Source organism: Aliinostoc sp. HNIBRCY26 (assembly GCF_050235535.1).
Lineage (GTDB): Bacteria > Cyanobacteriota > Cyanobacteriia > Cyanobacteriales > Nostocaceae > Trichormus.
Genome location: NZ_CP189852.1, coordinates 239,238 through 258,236 on the forward strand (window position 1 = coordinate 239,238; position 18,999 = coordinate 258,236).

Here is an 18,999-nt window from a genome sequence, read left to right on the forward strand (position 1 = left end):
CAGACATTTTGCGAGAAAAAATATATTTTTGTAAAAAAATGCGGTATACATCAATACTAATGCTTAGTTAAACAGTAAATAATTATTTGCTGCAACTAAATTAAATTCTCACTCAGATGGATATCTATCAGTCGAGTCTCTTGAATACCAAACAACAAGCATTGGTAAAAGTTGCACCCTGCACACCAGTCCTGGAAGTTATCTATCTGATGAATCAAACACAAGCCAGTTGCGTACTGATTCTAGAACAGGTAAAACTTCTAGGTATTTTTACAAAAACCGACCTCGTGCGATCAGCTACGCTGGGCGGAACGCCATCGCTGACTGCTCCAAGGGAGTTAGCTGATATAACTATTGCTGAGTTCATGAGCCAACCTGTAGTCACTTTAAGTGAAACAGAAGCCCAGGATCTGCCAACGATTTTAAAAAGATTACAACAACATCAGATTAACCACTTACCCGTCACTAACCATCAAGGAGAGTTGTTAGGCTTAGTGACATCAGCCACTATCCTAGATATCTTACAAAACTGTAATTCCTTTCAATTACTGCAACTGACTGAATTACTTTCCCAAAAGGAAACACCTTATTGCACCTTTGAATCTCGCTTAAACGATATTCTCAATAGTGCAGTTACCACTTCTATCGTGAGTTTTCGGGTATTTGCCAATTACGATTGGGAATATGAATATCAATCTCTGGGTTGTGAAGCCATATTTGGTTATACATCCCAGGAAATTATCCAAAATAAGCATCTATGGATGTCAAGGGTTCACCCAGAAGATGTGGAAAAAGTAATTATGCCCTTGTTTGCAGATATCTTTGCGGGTCATACCAGCACCGTAGAGTATAGATTTTATCACCAAGACGACTCTATCCGGTGGATTTCAGCTACTTACACTTCCCGTCAGGATGTAGAGAACAACTACTGGGTGGTTACAGGTATTAGTAGTGATATCACGAACCAAAAACAAACAGAAGCAGCTTTTAAAGCCAGTGAAGAACGATGGGAATTAGCGATCGCCGGTACAGAGGAAGCAATTTGGGACTGGGATATTAATACTGATCAAACCTTCCGTTCTGATCGTTGGTATGAGTTACTAGGTTACGAACGCCACGAACTCACCACCTGGGATGGGGAATGGATGAAACGCATTCACCCTGACGATTACGAACGAGTTTTAGGTGAGCAAGCAGCTTATTTACAGCGACAAACAGACAGCTATAGTGTTGAGTATCGTCTACTGCGGAAAGATGGTAGCTATGGATGGTTTCGCTCCCGTGCTAAAGCTGTGTGGGACGAGTCAGGAAATCCCATCCGCTTAGTCGGTTCTCTGGGAGATATCAGCGAAAGCAAAGCCACAGCAATGGCTTTACAAAAGCGGGAAGCTATGCTGCGAACCATTGGTGATAACCTCCCTAATGGGGCAATATATCAAGTTGTTCGAGACTTAGATCGTAGCGATCGCTTCACATACCTGAGTGCAGGAATTGAAACCTTAATGGAAGTCACCGCCGAAGATGCACTCCAAGATTGCAGTTTGCTTTACCATCAAGTGATAGCAGAAGATGTTAAGCGACTAGCAACCGCAATTGAGGAATCTTACCAGCATCTTTGTGTGTTGAATATCCAAGTCCAAATTTGCACCCCTAGTGGTCAAAAAAAGTGGTTACAGGTACGTTCTACACCCCATCGAGATCCAAACGGTTGCGTGATTTGGGATGGACTAATAGTAGATATTACTGAAACAAAGAACAATGAAGAAACACTCCGCAAAAATCAAGCATTATTAGCAGAATCACAACAAGTTGCCCGTTTGGGTAGTTGGGAGTTTGATTTAGTTACAGAAAAAATTACTTGGACACAACAGTTATTTCACCTCTTCGACTTAGATCCCACCCAACCAGAACCAACTTATCAAGCCAATCTCGAACTGTATCATCCAGAAGATAGGGAAAAATTAGACCAAGCTGTCAAGCGGTCTATGCTGACAGGTGAAACTTATAAATTGCTCCTGCGTAAATTGACCACGGATGATGCTGTCACTTACATTGAAAGCATCGGACACGCCGAGTTTAACAATCAAGGTCAAGTCATTCGCCTGTATGGTACTGCCCAGGATATTACTGAACGCGTCGAATCTGAAGAAAAAGTCCGTCATAGTGAAGCAAGACTAGCTACTACGCAAAAAATAGCCCATGTTGGCAGCTGGGAGTGGGATATCAATAAATGCCAGCGCAGTTGGTCAACGGAAAGTTTTGAAATTTTTGGCTTAGATCCTCAGCTACCGGAACCAAACCAAGCCGAATTTTTAGCAATGGTTCATCCAGATGATCGCGCCGTAGTACAGAGTCACCTTACCGCAACCCTTGCCCAAAATAGCCTGTTTTCTTGTGAATATCGCATTATTCGCCCTGACGGCTCCATTCGTTATCTAGAATCTAGAGCTGAAGTAGCCCAGGATAGACAAGGAAAAGCCATCAAACTCATCGGAGCAATTCTAGATATTACAGAGCGTAAACAAGCTGAATTAGAAATAATGCTCAGTCGCAACCTGCGGGAAGCTATTTTTAATGAATCTGCTGACGCGCTGTTTTTGGTAGACACAGAAACTTTAATCATCATTGATTGTAATCAGCAAGCCGTCAAAATGTTTGGCGCATCCAGTAAAGCGGAACTCATTGGGATTGACGGTCAAACTTTACGCAAACAACAATTGACCCCAGAGGAAATGGCTGATTGCATTAACCAAATTAATCGTCAAGGTTTTTCTAGTAAAGAAGTTGAATGCGTCACTAAACAGGGGAATTTCTTTTGGGGAAACCTGGCTGTAAAACGCATTTTGGTTGCTGGTGAAGATATTAATCTTGTCAGGGTGACGGACATTACACAACAGCAAGCCGCAATGCGCGATCTCCACCAAACCAAACAAGCATTGCTAGAGCAAGAACAATTTTTACGTAGTATTTACGATAGTGTAGGGCAGGCAATTTTTGTCCTTGATGTGATTGATGGTGATTTTCGCTATGTCAGTTTAAACCGCACTCATGAGGTACTTACAGGTCTTTCCCTTAGTGAAATCAATGGCAAAACTCCAGACCAAATTCTGCCAACAGATGCAGCAGCAAGAGTACGCAAAAATTATCAAGATTGTGTTAATAATGGAGCCATTATCACCTATGAAGAGTGTTTACCATTTCAAGGTCAATTAACTTGGTGGATTACTAGCCTGACTCCTTTAAAGGATAAAAACTCACGGATTTATCGAATTGTTGGCAATAGTATTAATATTAGCGATCGCAAACGCACTGAGCAAATGTTAGAATTGCAAGCGGTAATTGCTCGCAACATGGCAGAGGGAATTCTTTTAGTTAGAGCCTCTGACGGTGTAATTGTCTACACTAACCCCAAATTTGATCAAATGTTTGGGTATGACTCTGGAGAATTAATCGGTCAGCATATCTCGATTGTGAATTATGCCGATAGTCCAGAAGCAGCAACAGCAGTTCATGAAGCGATCGCTACTAGCCTTACCCAAAAAGTAGAAATTACCTGTGAAGTTCATAATGTTAAAAAAAATGGGACACCTTTTTGGTGTAGTGCTACCATCTGCGTCTTTGAGCATCCTGAATATGGTGCAGTCTTTGTAGCTGTGCAGCAAGATATTACAGAACAAAGGCAAGCAGGAGAAAAAATCCAAGCATCATTAAAGGAAAAAGAAGTATTACTCAAAGAAATTCACCATCGCGTCAAAAATAACTTGGGAATTGTCAGTAGTCTCCTGCAAATGCAGTGTAGACGTACCCAAGATCATCAAGCCACAGCTATTCTTCAAGACAGTCAAAATCGGATTGCTTCCATTGCGCTCGTACATGAGAAACTCTACCGTTCCGATGACCTGGCGAACATCAATTTTGCTCAATATATTCCTGACTTAACAACACATCTCTTTGACTCTTATAATGTTAATTCTAATCAGATACAATTAAAGATCCAGGTTGAAAACATCAGACTCGATATTGAGACTGCAATCCCCTGTGGCTTAATTATTAACGAATTAGTTTCTAATGCTCTAAAATATGCCTTCCCTGTGAATTATAGAGGCGAAATTCAAGTAATTTTGTCCCAGATCACCAACCATGATTTAACACTTACTGTCCGTGACAACGGCATCGGATTACCTGCGGAATTTGAGCAGAAAAAAAGCAAAACTCTCGGTATGACTCTGATTCAAGGTCTAGTCAAACAGTTGAGAGGTCAGCTAGAAATTCACAGTCACCAGGGAACGGAATTTAACATTTCCTTTACAGCAGGTAGGGTATAAGTATGGTCACTCTTTCCTCAAATAAACAGAATATGGCAACTATTAAGGTGTTAGTTGTCGAAGATGAATATATCTTGGCCATCAATCTCCAAGAGACCTTAGAATCCTTGGGCTACACTGTTGTCGATATTGCCGATACAGCCGAGTTAGCAATTACTAAAGCTAGCGAATTACGCCCTAATTTAATCCTCATGGATATTCGATTAAGAGGGCAAACTGACGGTATCCAAGCCGCAGAAATTATTTGGGAGATTCTTCAAATTCCTATTATTTACGTCACAGGACATTCTGACCAAAGCACTGTCGAAAGAGCTACACTCACCTTTCCTTTTGGTTACATCCTCAAACCTATTAGGGAGCAAGAACTGTATGTAGCCATTCAAACAGCACTCAACCGCTACGAACGCGAACAATTTTTGTGTTCTGTATTGCGGGGAATGGGGGATGGAGTAATTGTGATAGATACACAATTAAAAATTAAATACATGAATCAAGTTGCCGAAGCAATTACAGGATGGCGACTCAATGAAATCAAAAATCAAATAATTACAGAGATTTTAAAACTAATTGATGAGAAATCTCAACAACCTGTACAAAATCCTCTCATTTTTGCTATCCAACAAAAAAGCACCGTCTATTTTAGTGGTAACACTCTCTTAGAAACGAAAGATGGTTCACTCATACCAGTTGCAGATAGTGCAGCTTGTCTAAAAGACTATTATGGTGAGGTGACAGGAGCCGTTATGGTGTTTCGCGATGACACCCAAAGACGAATTACAGAAGAACGTAATCTAGCAGCTGAACGTTCTCGTCAACTAGAACTGCGAATTGCAGAAATGCAAAAAATTAATCAATTGAAGGAAGATTTTTTAGCAGCTACCTCCCATGAAATGCGAACGCCATTATCGAATATGAAAATGGCTATAAATACACTTAGAAATATTATCGAGCAACAGAATATTTTCAAAGCCTTTGCGACGGAAGCTTTTGAATCTACGTTACATTACTTGAATATTCTCAATCATGAATGTGAACAGGAATTAAACTTAGTTGATGACTTGCTGAGTATGCGAATCATTGATGCGAAAGTTTATCCTTTAGAACTAACTAAAATTCAAGTTCAAGAATGGCTACTTCAACTAATTCAGGGATTTCAAAATATTGCCCAAACTCAACAGCAAATTTTGGAAGTGAGTATTGCACCAGATTTGCCCACTTTAGTTTCTGATTTAAGTCTCCTGAACCGGATTATTTCAGAGTTAGTTACCAATGCTTGTAAGTATACTCCTCCACTAGAAAGAATCACGGTAACTGCTCATTTTACCAATAACCCCAGCCATCAGGAAAATCCCGTTGTTACAGATGACGGCATTGAATTTCACTTATTGCCATCTTTACAAATCAGCGTGCATAATTCAGGGGTAGAGATTCCCCTGAAAGAACAATCTCGCATTTTTGAACCCTTTTACCAAATTACTCAAAACAAAATACCAGATAAGCTATCAATTTTTGATAAAACTTTACCTATCAATAAATTTGAGGCTTGGCAAAATCGCAGCACAGGCTTGGGGTTAGCATTAGTAAAAAAGTTAGTGGAGTATCTCCAAGGTACAATTGAGGTAATAAGTAGTAATAATTTAACCACTTTTACAGTACAGTTGCCTTTAAATTTAATGGGAAAGAAAGAGATATTAATAGGTAATAAGGACTAGTTCATCATGTTACTAGCTTCAGTTCCCCCTGTTTTTCAAGGGGGGTTATACCAATTCAAAATTCAGAAAATGAGACTCGGCATAGCTTGTGGCGTTTGCATTTGAATCATATTTTTAGTGAATTGGTATTAGGGGGGAGCAAAATAATACTATAGGATTCCTATTTGATTTTTGAAAAAAACTCGGTACACTTTGATTCCTTCTTTCCAGTTTCCTGTTCCCTGTTCCCTCTCTACGCAAATAATTTCAGGAATCAAAGCGGATTCCTATATCAGATTTGTGTATACCTTAGTTTCAAAAGGGGAGGGAACTATATTTTCTTGTTTTCCCTTTTGTTAAAAAGTCACCACACTGCGAATTGATTCGCCTTTGTGCATTAAATCAAAAGCATCATTAATTTGCTCAATAGGCATTACATGGGTAATTAAATCATCAATATTAATTTTTCCATCCATATACCAATCAACAATTTTCGGTACATCTGTGCGTCCCCTCGCACCACCAAAAGCTGAACCCTTCCACACGCGTCCAGTCACTAATTGAAACGGACGGGTGCTAATTTCTTGTCCTGCGCCTGCTACACCAATAATTACACTCACACCCCAACCTTTGTGACAGCATTCTAAGGCTTGACGCATGACTTTGACATTGCCGATACATTCAAAGCTGTAATCAGCACCACCTTTAGTTAAATCAACTAAGTAACTAACTAAATCTCCCTCTACTTCATTGGGGTTGACAAAATGTGTCATCCCAAATTTTTCTGCCAAAGCGCGCTTGCTGGGATTAATATCTACCCCCACAATCATATTTGCTCCTACCATCCGCGCCCCTTGGATGACATTTAAGCCAATACCCCCCAAACCAAACACTACTACATTCGCCCCTGGTTCTACTTTGGCAGTATAAATCACTGCGCCTATACCTGTAGTTACGCCACAACCGATGTAACAAACCTTGTCAAAAGGGGCATCTTCCCGAATTTTGGCGACGGCAATTTCGGGCAACACCGTATAGTTAGAGAACGTAGAAGTACCCATGTAGTGATGTATCATTTCTCCACCAATTCTGAAGCGGCTAGTACCATCAGGCATAACACCACGCCCTTGGGTAGCACGAATAGCTTGACAGAGATTGGTTTTAAAGCTGAGACAATAGGCACATTGGCGGCATTCAGGTGTGTATAGGGGAATGACATGATCTCCTGGCTTAACACTAGTTACACCAGAGCCGACTTCCACCACTACACCTGCACCCTCATGTCCTAAAATGGCGGGAAATAACCCTTCAGGATCAGCACCAGACAGGGTAAAAGCATCAGTGTGACAAACTCCACTGGCTTTAATTTCCACTAAAACTTCTCCCGCTTGTGGCCCTTCTAGTTGCACAGTTTCAATAGTTAATGGCTTACCTGCACCATAGGCTACTGCTGCTTTAACTTCCAAGAGTTAGCCCTCCCGTAAATAATTCAAAATTCAACAAGTCTTAGTCAGTGTGCTAATGGAAAACACCGATCGCTTAAAGTCATCGTTGGCAATTTATGGATATCTATCTTAGGATGCTTACGAGTTTTTTCATAGTCTGTGTGTCAGTGAACCAGAAAATTGCATTTTTGGAAGAGATTGGTACATTAGTTACAGGCGGTAAACTGGAAAAATGATATCTATCTGCCGCGATAAATTTATATTGTCGTCAACCCTTCACTTACCTTTACTTTTGCACAGCTTATGAACCCTGCCCTAACTAAAATTGGCTCTCAAATGTCTAACCTCACAGGTGTCCGAGCAATTATGAAGGACATTAACGAAACGCTAAAAGCTAATCGGGGGCAGGAATTAATTAATTTGAGTGCAGGCAACCCGTTGATTTTACCAGAGGTAGAACAGTTGTGGCGGGACTACACAGCAGAATTGTTGGCTAGTTCAGAATATGGGGAAGTAGTTTGTCGCTACGGTTCGAGTCAAGGCTACGCGCCATTAGTTGAAGCGATCGCTAACGACTTTAACAAACGCTATGGTTTAAACTTAACTGAGCGCAATATTTTGCTCACCCCTGGTAGTCAAAGTCTCTACTTCTACGCTGCTAATTCTTTCGGTGGCTACACTAATAATGGTCAGCTCAAGCAAATAGTTTTACCTTTAAGTCCAGATTATACAGGTTATGGTGGCGTTTGTTTGTTTCCAGAGGCTTTAGTAGCCTACAAACCCACTCTTGACATTGACGCAGCTAATCACAAATTTAAATATCGTCCTGACTTCAACCAGTTATCAGTTACAGAAAACACAGGCTGTATCATCTTTTCCCGTCCCTGTAACCCCACAGGTAACGTCATGACAAAAGATGAGGTGCAGAAAATCGCAGCTTTAGCGGCTTCCTATGATGTACCCGTGTTAATCGATTCCGCCTATGCACCACCATTCCCAGCATTAAACTTTACAGATATGCAGCCAGTATTTGGTGACAATATCATTCATTGTATGAGTTTATCTAAAGCTGGATTGCCAGGGGAACGCATTGGCATCGCCATTGGGGATGAAAAATGGATACAAGTTTTAGAATGCTTCCAGACAAACTTATGTATTCATCCCTCCCGCTATGGACAGGCGATCGCATCTCGTGCTATTAACTCTGGTAGTCTGGCACATATCTCCGAAACTGTAATTCGTCCCTTCTACCAAAACAAATTTACAGTTCTAGAAGACACCTTAAATAACTCCATGCCCAAAGATTTACCCTGGTTCTTACACCGTGGAGAAGGTGCAATCTTTGCTTGGCTATGGTTAAAAGATTTACCGATTACTGATTGGGAATTTTACCAAGAACTCAAAAAAGTTGGTGTAATTATCGTTCCTGGTAGTACATTTTTCCCTGGTTTACAAGAAGAATGGCAACACAAACACCAATGTTTACGTATCAGCCTCACAGGTAGCAACGATGAAATTGTTCTGGGAATGCAACGGTTAGCGAAAGTCGCAGAGCAAGTTTACCAAAGTGCGGCGGTTAGTGCTTAAAGATGGGCATTGGGCATTGGGAATGGGGCATGGGGCATGGAGATAAAATCACCTTTGTCCTTTTACCTTTTAATTTCTCATCTTTACTTCTATCGCTATTTTTGTAGCGTGCTTCGGTAGTTAATTTAACAATCATGAACCTCAAACAAACACAACAAAAGACAGGAAGACGGAAAGCAGGGAAGAAAGAAAAACCCAGTCCCCAGTCCCCAGTCTCCAGTCCCCAGTCCCCCAACCTCGATGACTGGATAGAAATCGGTAAAATCGTCGCACCGCAGGGTTTAGCTGGGGAAATACGGGTTTATCCCACAACTGATTTTCCTGAAAGGTTTGAGGAGTCGGGAACACGTTGGTTATTACGTCCAGGGGAAACAGCACCACAACCCATTGAGTTGTTAGAAGGGCGTTATGTAGAAGGGAAAAATTTATATATCATTCAATTAGCTGGTGTCGAAAATCGCAACCAAGCCGAAGAATTACGTGATTGTAAATTATTCGTCCCCATTAGCGATCGCCCCCAATTAGGAGAAGATGAATATCATGTGATTGACTTAATTGGTATAGAAGTCTTCTTGCAAGAGTCCGGTGAACTAGTGGGTAAAGTAGTTGATGTTATTCCGGCAGGTCATGATTTGCTAGAAGTACAGTTAACGCCACATGATAATGAACAAAAACCGAAGAAAGTTTTGATTCCCTTTGTAAGAGCGATCGCACCTGTGGTAGATATATCATCCCGTCGCATCGAAATCACTCCCCCCGTCGGCTTATTGGAAATTAGTCAATAGTCATTAGTCATTAGTCATTAGTCATTAGTCATTAGTCATTATTCATTAGCTATTGATATTTTTCTCCCCTTGTCTCCCCTGCTTACCAAAGCAACGGTATATTTTTTAGTTGGAAGTCCTTAACTAATCCTCTATCTTCTGTGTTTGCTCGGCTAAACCGTCTTGTGGTGACATGATGAGAGTGATTCCGGCTGTGGCTAGTATACCGATAATAGCTACGGCAATGATGGTATTTTGTTTGCCCAATCTGAGAAATGCCGTCAAACTTTCAATGAAGCTACCACTACCTGTTACCTGTATCGGTTCTAGCGCAGCTAATGCCGCAGCCGCATTCGGATAACGGTACTGCCATCTAGGTTCTACCATTCTGCTTAACCAGTTTCTCAAGCGGGGATTAAGTGTAGAGAATTCCTGCAAATTGAAGCGATACTGACCGTTAACTAACTGACTGATGCTGATAGAACGAGTCTTTGCAAGTAAGTAAATTAACGTTGCACCTACACTATATAAATCTGATGCTGGGGTGAAAGGCTGACCCAAATGTTCCTCTGGTGGCATAAAATAAGGCGTGCCACTGGCTAAACTACTAAGAGCCATTTTTTCGCCTTGTATGTGAGCCAAATCAAAATCAATCAGGTAAGCATTGAATTGCTCATCAACTAAAATGTTTTCTGGTTTAATATCGCGATGGATAATCGTGTCAACGCCCTGCTGTAAATATACCAAAATCTCTAAAACCGACATCGCAATTTGTTTAATTGCCTCTGGATGCAAGTCTGGTATTGCAGCTAAAGAAGGAGCGTTTTTATACTCCTGCACTATGTAAAAACCTGTAGCAGTGGTAAAGGTATCTATATAACGAGGAATACGGGGATGATTAAGCCTTTTTAAGATTTGTAATTCTCGCTCATAAGCTGTTATACCCAGCCAGTCTACACCAACATGAGCAAGACTAAACTCTTTAATCACCACCTGTTGTGGGGAGTTGCGGACATGAGCAAGGTAAGTGATGCGTCCCCCTTGCTGGTTGTGTCCCAACTCGCGGATAACTTGATAACCCAAAGCAGAAAAATCTGGATGTTGAATTAAGGGATTTTTCCCTTGATTATTGACATCAAGCTCCATTACACACCACCTGAGTTTGATTTTGTCAAGGCGAAGTCAACAAATTATAAATACTCCTCTAGATGATTACTTGCCATTCTGCCCTACTTTTGCAGTGGGAGTGGGGAGTGATGAGTGCTGAGTGCTGAGTGCTGAGTAGGGAGTGATGAGTGATTTTTTCTCCCCTGCACCCCTGCACCCTGCACCCTTACACCCCTCTTTTCTGTCCTAACCAATCAATAATCTCAGCATTGACAATATTCGGGACTTCATCGTGGGGACAATGGCCAGCACCAGGAATGGGTACTATTTTGATATCTTTACCATCTGCCAGTGCTTGTTCATAAATTTTCGCCCCAGTAATGGGTGTCCAGGGGTCTTCAGCACCCCAAATTACTAATAGAGGACGGTTGATTTTTGGTAGTAGTTCCTGTGGTGCTGGGCCTGGAGGTGCGCTGATAATGGAGGTGAATACTTTCTGCGCGCCTGGGTCGCAGGCTGGAGTGTATATTAAATCAACTAGTTCATCAGTAACGGCTGTGCGATCGCAGTAAACTTGATAGAGGGTGCGGCGAATTTGCTCCTTTTGGCGGATGCGATTAAATATTAACTTACCTGTAATGTGCGATCGCATAAAACGATTAAAAGCCGCCATCACCACTCTTAAAGGTGGGTTCAATTCATTGGAACGATGACTCAACCCCCCAGCCGAATTAATCAACACACCACCAGCAGTGATTTCTGGATATTCAGCCATCACTATCAAACTGATGAGTGCGCCAATAGAATTACCAATAAACACCGTCGGTTGTTGGATATGCTCTGTCCAAAAATCTTTTAATAGTTCTGCCCAAACCTCTGTACTGTAATCTATAGGGGCTTTATCTGAACCACCAAACCCCAAAAGATCCACCGCAAACACCTGATAACCAGCATTCGCTAACACGGGAATATTTTTGCGCCAGTGTCCAATGGAAGCACCAAAACCATGCACTAGCACTAGAGGTTGTCCCGTACCCATGACTGTGTATTGAATTTTATGATTGCGCCAAATCCAAATGAGTTTTTCAAACTGCGCTGTAGATACTTGTTGCTCTGGTACTAATGTCATTATTAAGATTCCTATAGTATTGATATATATACTAAAGTGTTTCACCTCCTAGCATTCTCATCAAAATGTTATTTTTAGGGTGGGGTGTTTGTTAAATTTGGGAAATCCCTATGTTGACGAATGCTATTAGTTTGCGATTAGAACCAGGTCAAAAAGTCACTTTAGAGCCTGCTGCTTGGGAAGAGTTTGAAAAGATTCTGGTAGATTTAGGAGAATCGCGCTCATCTCGTATTGCTTACGCCAATCAGATTTTAGAAATTATGACCCCGTTACCAGAACACGAAAGGTCAAAAGTTTTACTTGCTGACTTAGTAAAAGCACTATTAAAATTCCAAAAACGCTCATGGGAACCCCTTGGCTCTACTACCTTTAAAAGTCAGAGTATGGCAGTAGGTATCGAGCCTGATGAATGCTTTTATATTGAAAACTATCGCGCTGTTATCGGTAAAACCCGCTTAGATTTGAACGTAGATCCCCCACCTGATTTAGCATTAGAGACTGACTTAACCTCCAAAACAGAACTTACCGCTTACGAAGCTTTGAAAGTTCCAGAACTGTGGATATACAAAAATAGCAACTTAAAAATTTACCTACTGCAACAAGGTAAGTACGTTGAATCCCAAACCAGTCAAAATTTCCCCCATATAGCAGTTATAGAGATAATTCCCCAGTTTATGGAGCGCGCCAAAGAGATTGGTGTGAGCCAGACATTAGCTGAGTTTGAAGCATTTATACAAAACGCAGGAGAAAGTGCTGAGTGCTGAGTGCTGAGTAATGAGTAATGAATTGTGAGGATTAAAAGAGAAATAAAAACTCCCTTGTCTACCTTGTCTACCTTGTCCCAATCCCCAATCCCCAATCCCCAGTCCCCAGTCCCCAATCCCCAATCCCCAATCCCCCATATTCCCCGAACGTGTTAGTTTTATCTTCACAAAGGGATTAATAGATGAAGGAACTGTGAAGTTCCCTTCACTTTTAGCCACTTAATACGGTTCGAGATGAAATCTAAACATCCACGTTCCCTGTATCATTTCAGCACAGTTTTTCTCACGGCTACATCCTTAGCAGTATTTTCTCCTCTAGTTTCTTATGCAGATCCTGGAATTTCTCCCAAGGTGACGCAAACACAGCTACTCGCAGATGAAGCTCTCAGTAGTGATGCTGAACAACTGCCAGAACCTATTAAAATAGCTGTTCTACAAGATATTTCTCAACGCACGGGTATTGAAGTTTCTCAACTCCAAATCATTCAATCACAACAACAAAGTTGGTCGAATAGTTGTTTGGGTTTAACAATTGCAGATACTAATTGTACAGAAGCAGAAGTCCGTGGCTGGCAGGTAGTAGTATTAAAGGATCAACAAGTTTGGGTCTATCGCACTGATGAATCTGGAACATTAGCCAAACTAGATGAAGATGCTACTCAGTTTGTCAATGCCATGATACGGGGTGAGGAAGCGACATCTCGCAGAACTACTAGCAGAACTGTAGAAAAACAAACAACCAGAGTTGAGCGCAATACCCAAGTAGTTGCAACTAGTAGTTCTGCTAAAGGTAAAAAAACAGGCTTCAGCTTGGCAATTTTACAACCATCGGGTAATTTTTCCGATGTTATTGCGCGTGTTTCCTATAAAGCCAAACGCCACAAAGGCTTTTTACCGGAAAGATTTTTAGGTGATTTTAAATACAAATTGAATCGTAAAGCCAAATTTGCCAAAGGATTAAAAGCAGGCGATCGCGTGGTCGTGCGGCTGTATGATCTTCAAAAACGCTTTATTGGTTACAGCGAATTTGAGCTATCGTCAGATCACACAGCAGTTAACTTAATTTTGTCGGACAACCCCGCAGAATATCAAGTTGTGCGTACTGTTTGCGGTGTTGATGCTGACGAAGACGGCACAATTGATACTAATACCACCGCTTACGACTACTTTACCCAAGTTAGTAATGAACGGGTGACGTTTTTGAGTAGTTCCCAAACTATTAATATCAGTCAATTTCAGGCTGAAGGTTTTTCCACTGTCCCCACCAATAGCGTTTATCCGACTTCCTTCCGCACTGGTGAATTTACACTGGTACGTCAAACCATGAATGTCTTTAGTTACAACTTGGCGGAAGCATTAAAGGTTGAACCAGGTAGATTAGTAGAATTTAATGAAATCAGCAATGATGATAACTCCATATATGACATTGGTCAGTTGATGATGACCTATCGGGAAATTGGGGTAGGGAACGGGATTCAGGTAAAATTTGCTGATGTTGGGGATAATTACTGGGCTAAAGACTTTATCGCGGAATTAGCCGCACTGCAAATTATCCAAGGTTTTCCCGATGGTAATTTCCGTCCTGACGAACAATTGACACGCGCCCAATTTGCGGCAATGCTAACGCAAGCCTTTGCTAAAGCTAAAGTGAGAAACGCTATTAGCTTTCGGGATGTCTCAACTAGATATTGGGCTTATAACGCCATTCGTGATACCTATGCAATGGGTTTTTTAGGTGTGTCTGGGAATAACTTCAAACCCATGCAAACATTGTCTCGTTCAGAAGTTTTGCTAGCTTTAGCCCAAGGACTCAATTATACATTTAGCGGTTCTACTCAGAGCATTTTGGCAGTTTATCAAGATGCGGCTAGTATTCGGTCTGATGTGCGGAATGCGATCGCAGCCCTCACCGAACGGGGTATCATCGTTAATTATCCCAACGTACAAACCCTCAATGCTGATAAAGTAGCGACTAGAGCAGAAGTTGCAGCTTTAATCTACAAAACTCTAGCCAGCACGGGTGATGTATTTGATATATCGTCTCAGTACGCCATAGACAGCATACAACAACGAGCCGAGGTTGATAGATTCAATCGCACTGATGACGACGACAATGATGATAAAAAAGTCCGTCGCCATTGTAACCAAGGTATTGGTAATGGTTCCGAAGGCTGCGATCCTGGTAATTCCCGTCCCCACGGTGGTAGTAACGATGAAGATGGAAGAACTCCAGGCCGTCCCAGATAGTATTTCTCCGTTTTCTCAGAAGCAGATGATTGCTTCTTGATAAGTTCACAGTAGGATAAACACCAAGGGAAAAGGTAAACATATTTCTACATTTTTACCCTTTCCCCTTTCTTAATAACTCAACCACCATCTTTATACCTTTTGCCTTTTACCTTTTTCCTTCCTATTCCCCAGTTCCCCTAACATAAACATCTTGAATAGGGAAAGGAATCGAAATCCCGACTTCCTGATAACGCTTGTGCAGTTTTTTAATAAATAAATGTTTGCCGATGCGTTGATCGAAATATTCACTCACACGCATATATAAAGTGAAATCTATACTAAAATCTCCGAAACTGTGAAATCTAATATAGGGTTCATTATTAATTAAATCAGGGGCAATTTCTTGCATGACTTCCTTCGCCACTTCTACTGTCACCCTTTCCACCTGTTCCAAATCGGAATTATAACTCACCCCTACATTCATAGTTAAAGTAATTTCCTTGGCAGGTAAATGATAATTAGTGAAAATTGTCGAACCAAGTTTAGAATTAGGCACAATCACCACATTATTAGACAATTCTCTAATAGTTGTATTCCGCCAAGAAATATCTATGACATATCCCTCATTGCCATCATTCAATTTCACATAATCACCTGTTCGTACTTGTTTAGAAAGAATCAAATAAAAACCAGCAAACAAATTAGCTAAAGTATCTTGCAATGCCAAACCCACTGCTAAACCACCGACCCCTAAAGTTGTGATAATCGGAGTAATAGCAATTCCCAAAGTTTGCAAAATAATTAATATGCCTAAACCTAAAACCGCAGCTTTAGCAACATTAGAAATTAGTGAAACTGTGGCTCTATCTGCGGCTTTAGTGTAGAGATGCACAAAACCAGCCGTGAATCTTGCTGCAACTAAAGTAATAGAAAACAGAAAAGCGATTGTGGTGAGTCTTTGTAATAAATTAATGATATCTGTTTTAATGGGCGCGCTGACAACTGCACCAGAAAAACCCGCTAGCATGAACCAAACAAAGGGCATAGATTGCAGGGAAGTGAAAATAATATGACTTCCTGGAATATTTTTATCAGTGGCAAACTTTTGCAATCGATGGAAAATAACTTTTTCACCAATAATTCCCGTCAACAAGCCCACTAAGATTAATGCTAGAGGTAAAATCCAGTCCATCATTATTAATTGTTAATTCCCTATCGGCAGATGATTACTGCAAGATTTTACCTCATGACTACACCATCAAAAATCTCCACATGGGTTAAATACTAGAATTCGGGTGAAAATAAATAATATGGATCTACCGATTATTTATCATTCCGATTACGTTGCACCATTACCTGAAGGTCATCGCTTCCCGATGGCTAAGTTTCAATTACTCTATGAGTTATTATTAACTGACGGCGTAGCGCACTTAGAACAATTTCATCTGCCAAATCAGCCGCCTTTAGAATTAATTGAGTTAGTCCACACTCCCGACTATGTGCAGAGTTACTGTCAAGGGACATTAGATCCCAAAGCACAGCGTCGCATTGGTTTACCTTGGAGTCCAGCCCTAGCCAATCGTACCTGCATAGCAGTCGGTGGGACAATCCTGACAGCAAAGTTGGCATTAAGTCAAGGTTTAGCCTGTAATACTGCTGGAGGAACACATCACGCCTTTCCTAGCTATGGTTCTGGTTTTTGTATTTTCAATGATTTAGCCATAGCATCCCGTGTGCTGCAAAAACAAGGACTAGTCAAAAAAATCCTGATTGTTGATTTGGATGTGCATCAAGGAGACGGTACAGCTTTTATTTTCCAGAATGACGAGAGTGTATTTACTTTCTCCATGCACTGCGAAGTGAATTTCCCAGGAATTAAACAAAAAAGTGATTTAGATGTTCCTCTACCCGTGGGAATGGAAGATGACGCTTACTTACAAACCTTGGCAAATTACCTACCAGATTTGTTGTCTGAAGTCAAGCCAGACTTAGTATTTTATGATGCTGGTGTTGATCCCCATATAGGCGATCGCTTAGGTAAACTAGCCTTAAGTGATACTGGCCTCTTCCGCCGAGAAATGCAAGTCTTAAGTACCTGCGTCAGTGCAGGCTATCCCGTCGCCTGCGTTATTGGTGGCGGTTACGCCGATGATATGAAGTCTTTAGTCTGGCGACACTCCCTAGTACATCGCGCCGCTAGTGAAACTTATCACCAATATAAACTTTAAGAGCTAGTATGGAATGTCGTATTTATGAGATGATTAGTATTAGCAGATTTTCAGGCATATCAAGGCAAATACACAGGAAAATTCGCACCGATTGATACCACTATTAATGAAAATCAGTAGTATCGGTAATTAAGAATTAATCAATAGTGATTACCCATCACCTATTACCGACCTCAACAGATAATCTAAGTATTTAGATGCACACAGAACATCAACATTTCTTATCCTAATTTAATGAAAAATTAATTAGGTTGATAGATTATGAATCAAGAGAGATTTAAACCTCTCAATTACTGTCTGTAGGTATAGTTGGGGTCGTAGAGTATTTCATAATTCTTAACTTTAAAGTCGCTCTCAGAGTCGATAAAAAAACTCGTTGACATCGATAAAATCTATAGGCAATAGAAAGCCGAGGAGAACGCAGTGGGCTTACTAAAAGGCTTTGAAATTGAAATGTACACCGGCACGCCCCAAGGAGAAATCATTGGACTCTCCGATAAAATCGTGGCGGAATTAGACGGCTTTGTCAGAGAACCAGATAGCCGCAACGTAGAATATGTAACCAGTCCCTTGCTGAATTATGAAAGCCTATTGTGCGCCTTGCTGACTCCTCGGCGAACCTTACGCAACTACCTGCAAAAATTGGGTGACTATACCTTAATTCCAGGAAGTACCCTATCTTTGGGAGGAAGCGATCGCTTTGTTCGTTCCGATCCCACTAACCCCTATCACGACTACATCGAAAACACCTACCACACCAAAGTCGTTACCGCCAGCGTTCATATCAATATAGGTATAGACGATCCAGAAATCCTCATGCGGGCTTGTCGCTTAATCCGCATGGAAGCACCCTTATTTTTAGCCTTGAGTGCTGCATCTCCCTTTTTAGACGGTAAAGCCACAGGTTATCACTCCACCCGTTGGGGTGTCTTTCCTCAAACCCCAAGCCACGTACCGTTATTTGCTAGTCACGCCCATCATATCGAGTGGGTAGAACAGCAACTAGCCGCAGGGACAATGCAAAACGTCCGTCATCTGTGGGTATCAGTCAGACCCAATGGCGATCGCCGTCCCTATGATCTCAATCGCCTAGAACTGAGAATTTGCGATTTAGTAACAGACCCCATCGCCTTACTCGCCATCACCGCATTATTAGAAGCGCGATTGTTACAACTCATCGAAAACCCCGATTTAGATCCCCTCACCCAAAGTATTTTCTCTCCCGAAGAACTAGTTAAAATCGCCACTAACAACGAAATCGCAGCCGCTACCGTTAGCCTTGACGCACAACTCCAACACTGGCAAGATGGCCGCACCATCATCGCCAGAGATTGGATATCCGAAATCTATGACGAAGTTTGGGCGATCGCCAAACAACAAGGTTTTAGCTGTTTCCTCTCACCACTCAAGAAAATCCTCCGCGTCGGTAACGAAGCCCAACAGTGGTTACAACTGCATGGAGTTGGCTTAGACACCCAACAAGTAATCACCCAAGCCATCATCGCCACCCACGAACGCGAACTGGAACTGCAAGATAAATTGTGTTCCTCTTCAGTTCGTTAATTAGGGGTATAGGGGTAGGCTGTTGACTCTGTGGCTTTTTTGGAGTGTGCTTCATGCACTTTTTTGTCGGTTTCCACAATGGCTAAAACCTTGTAACGGCTTGGCTTTTAATGAAACACAAAGTATATGGTACATATTTACTAAAAACTAACAAAGTCAACAGCCTA

12 protein-coding genes are annotated in these 18,999 nt (G+C 41.4%); 8 read left to right on the forward strand and 4 right to left on the reverse strand.

Going from position 1 to position 18,999, the window contains the following annotated elements:
- Positions 1–140 precede the first annotated feature (140 nt).
- Both ACQFX9_RS00985 and ACQFX9_RS00990 read left to right on the forward strand, forming a co-directional pair.
- Complete coding sequence (locus tag ACQFX9_RS00985; RefSeq protein WP_427160305.1) at positions 141–4,325, forward strand: PAS domain-containing protein; 4,185 nt, start codon at positions 141–143, stop codon at positions 4,323–4,325.
- 32 nt (positions 4,326–4,357) lie between these two features.
- A complete protein-coding gene (locus ACQFX9_RS00990) occupies positions 4,358–6,037 on the forward strand; it encodes a response regulator (protein ID WP_427160306.1) in 1,680 nt (559 codons plus the stop codon).
- Between the two features lie 335 nt (positions 6,038–6,372).
- On the opposite strand, the gene ACQFX9_RS00995 is transcribed toward ACQFX9_RS00990, so the two are convergent.
- A complete protein-coding gene (locus tag ACQFX9_RS00995; protein WP_427160307.1) occupies positions 6,373–7,482 on the reverse strand; it encodes an S-(hydroxymethyl)glutathione dehydrogenase/class III alcohol dehydrogenase in 1,110 nt (369 codons plus the stop codon).
- A gap of 282 nt (positions 7,483–7,764) precedes the next feature.
- On the opposite strand from ACQFX9_RS00995, the gene ACQFX9_RS01000 reads away from it, so the two are divergent.
- Both ACQFX9_RS01000 and rimM read left to right on the forward strand, forming a co-directional pair.
- Positions 7,765–9,048, forward strand: coding sequence for a valine--pyruvate transaminase (locus ACQFX9_RS01000; protein ID WP_427160308.1), 1,284 nt, complete (start codon positions 7,765–7,767; stop codon positions 9,046–9,048).
- Between the two features lie 134 nt (positions 9,049–9,182).
- Positions 9,183–9,833, forward strand: coding sequence for a ribosome maturation factor RimM (gene rimM / locus ACQFX9_RS01005; protein WP_427160309.1), 651 nt, complete (start codon positions 9,183–9,185; stop codon positions 9,831–9,833).
- Positions 9,834–9,956: 123 nt separating this feature from the next.
- Here rimM and ACQFX9_RS01010 read toward each other — a convergent pair whose 3' ends face one another.
- A complete protein-coding gene (locus ACQFX9_RS01010) occupies positions 9,957–10,958 on the reverse strand; it encodes a serine/threonine protein kinase (RefSeq protein ID WP_427160310.1) in 1,002 nt (333 codons plus the stop codon).
- Positions 10,959–11,145: 187 nt separating this feature from the next.
- A complete protein-coding gene (locus ACQFX9_RS01015) occupies positions 11,146–12,048 on the reverse strand; it encodes an alpha/beta fold hydrolase (protein ID WP_427160311.1) in 903 nt (300 codons plus the stop codon).
- Between the two features lie 110 nt (positions 12,049–12,158).
- On the opposite strand from ACQFX9_RS01015, the gene ACQFX9_RS01020 reads away from it, so the two are divergent.
- Both ACQFX9_RS01020 and ACQFX9_RS01025 read left to right on the forward strand, forming a co-directional pair.
- On the forward strand, positions 12,159–12,812 hold the full coding sequence (locus ACQFX9_RS01020) for a Uma2 family endonuclease (protein ID WP_427160312.1): 654 nt from the start codon (positions 12,159–12,161) through the stop codon (positions 12,810–12,812).
- A 234-nt stretch (positions 12,813–13,046) separates the two neighbouring features.
- Complete coding sequence (locus ACQFX9_RS01025) at positions 13,047–15,059, forward strand: S-layer homology domain-containing protein (protein WP_427160313.1); 2,013 nt, start codon at positions 13,047–13,049, stop codon at positions 15,057–15,059.
- Positions 15,060–15,222: 163 nt separating this feature from the next.
- Here ACQFX9_RS01025 and ACQFX9_RS01030 read toward each other — a convergent pair whose 3' ends face one another.
- On the reverse strand, positions 15,223–16,236 hold the full coding sequence (locus ACQFX9_RS01030; RefSeq protein WP_427160314.1) for a mechanosensitive ion channel family protein: 1,014 nt from the start codon (positions 16,234–16,236) through the stop codon (positions 15,223–15,225).
- A 115-nt stretch (positions 16,237–16,351) separates the two neighbouring features.
- On the opposite strand from ACQFX9_RS01030, the gene ACQFX9_RS01035 reads away from it, so the two are divergent.
- Together ACQFX9_RS01035 and gshA are read left to right on the forward strand one after the other, a co-directional pair.
- Entirely contained in the window at positions 16,352–17,269 is a 918-nt protein-coding gene (locus tag ACQFX9_RS01035) for a histone deacetylase family protein (RefSeq protein ID WP_427160315.1), read from the forward strand.
- Positions 17,270–17,722: 453 nt separating this feature from the next.
- Complete coding sequence (gshA, locus tag ACQFX9_RS01040; RefSeq protein WP_427163051.1) at positions 17,723–18,832, forward strand: glutamate--cysteine ligase; 1,110 nt, start codon at positions 17,723–17,725, stop codon at positions 18,830–18,832.
- The last annotated feature ends 167 nt before the right edge of the window (positions 18,833–18,999 follow it).

What these genes read in the sequence shown, in the direction of transcription:
- rimM (WP_427160309.1), top strand. Translation starts at nt 9,183, where the DNA reads ATGAACCTCAAACAAACACAACAAAAGACAGGAAGACGGAAAGCAGGG.
- ACQFX9_RS01010 (WP_427160310.1), bottom strand. Translation starts at nt 10,958, where the DNA reads ATGGAGCTTGATGTCAATAATCAAGGGAAAAATCCCTTAATTCAACAT.
- gshA (WP_427163051.1), top strand. Translation starts at nt 17,723, where the DNA reads ATGTACACCGGCACGCCCCAAGGAGAAATCATTGGACTCTCCGATAAA.
- ACQFX9_RS01015 (WP_427160311.1), bottom strand. Translation starts at nt 12,048, where the DNA reads ATGACATTAGTACCAGAGCAACAAGTATCTACAGCGCAGTTTGAAAAA.
- ACQFX9_RS00990 (WP_427160306.1), top strand. Translation starts at nt 4,358, where the DNA reads ATGGCAACTATTAAGGTGTTAGTTGTCGAAGATGAATATATCTTGGCC.
- ACQFX9_RS01000 (WP_427160308.1), top strand. Translation starts at nt 7,765, where the DNA reads ATGAACCCTGCCCTAACTAAAATTGGCTCTCAAATGTCTAACCTCACA.
- ACQFX9_RS01025 (WP_427160313.1), top strand. Translation starts at nt 13,047, where the DNA reads ATGAAATCTAAACATCCACGTTCCCTGTATCATTTCAGCACAGTTTTT.
- ACQFX9_RS01030 (WP_427160314.1), bottom strand. Translation starts at nt 16,236, where the DNA reads ATGATGGACTGGATTTTACCTCTAGCATTAATCTTAGTGGGCTTGTTG.
- ACQFX9_RS01035 (WP_427160315.1), top strand. Translation starts at nt 16,352, where the DNA reads ATGGATCTACCGATTATTTATCATTCCGATTACGTTGCACCATTACCT.
- ACQFX9_RS01020 (WP_427160312.1), top strand. Translation starts at nt 12,159, where the DNA reads ATGTTGACGAATGCTATTAGTTTGCGATTAGAACCAGGTCAAAAAGTC.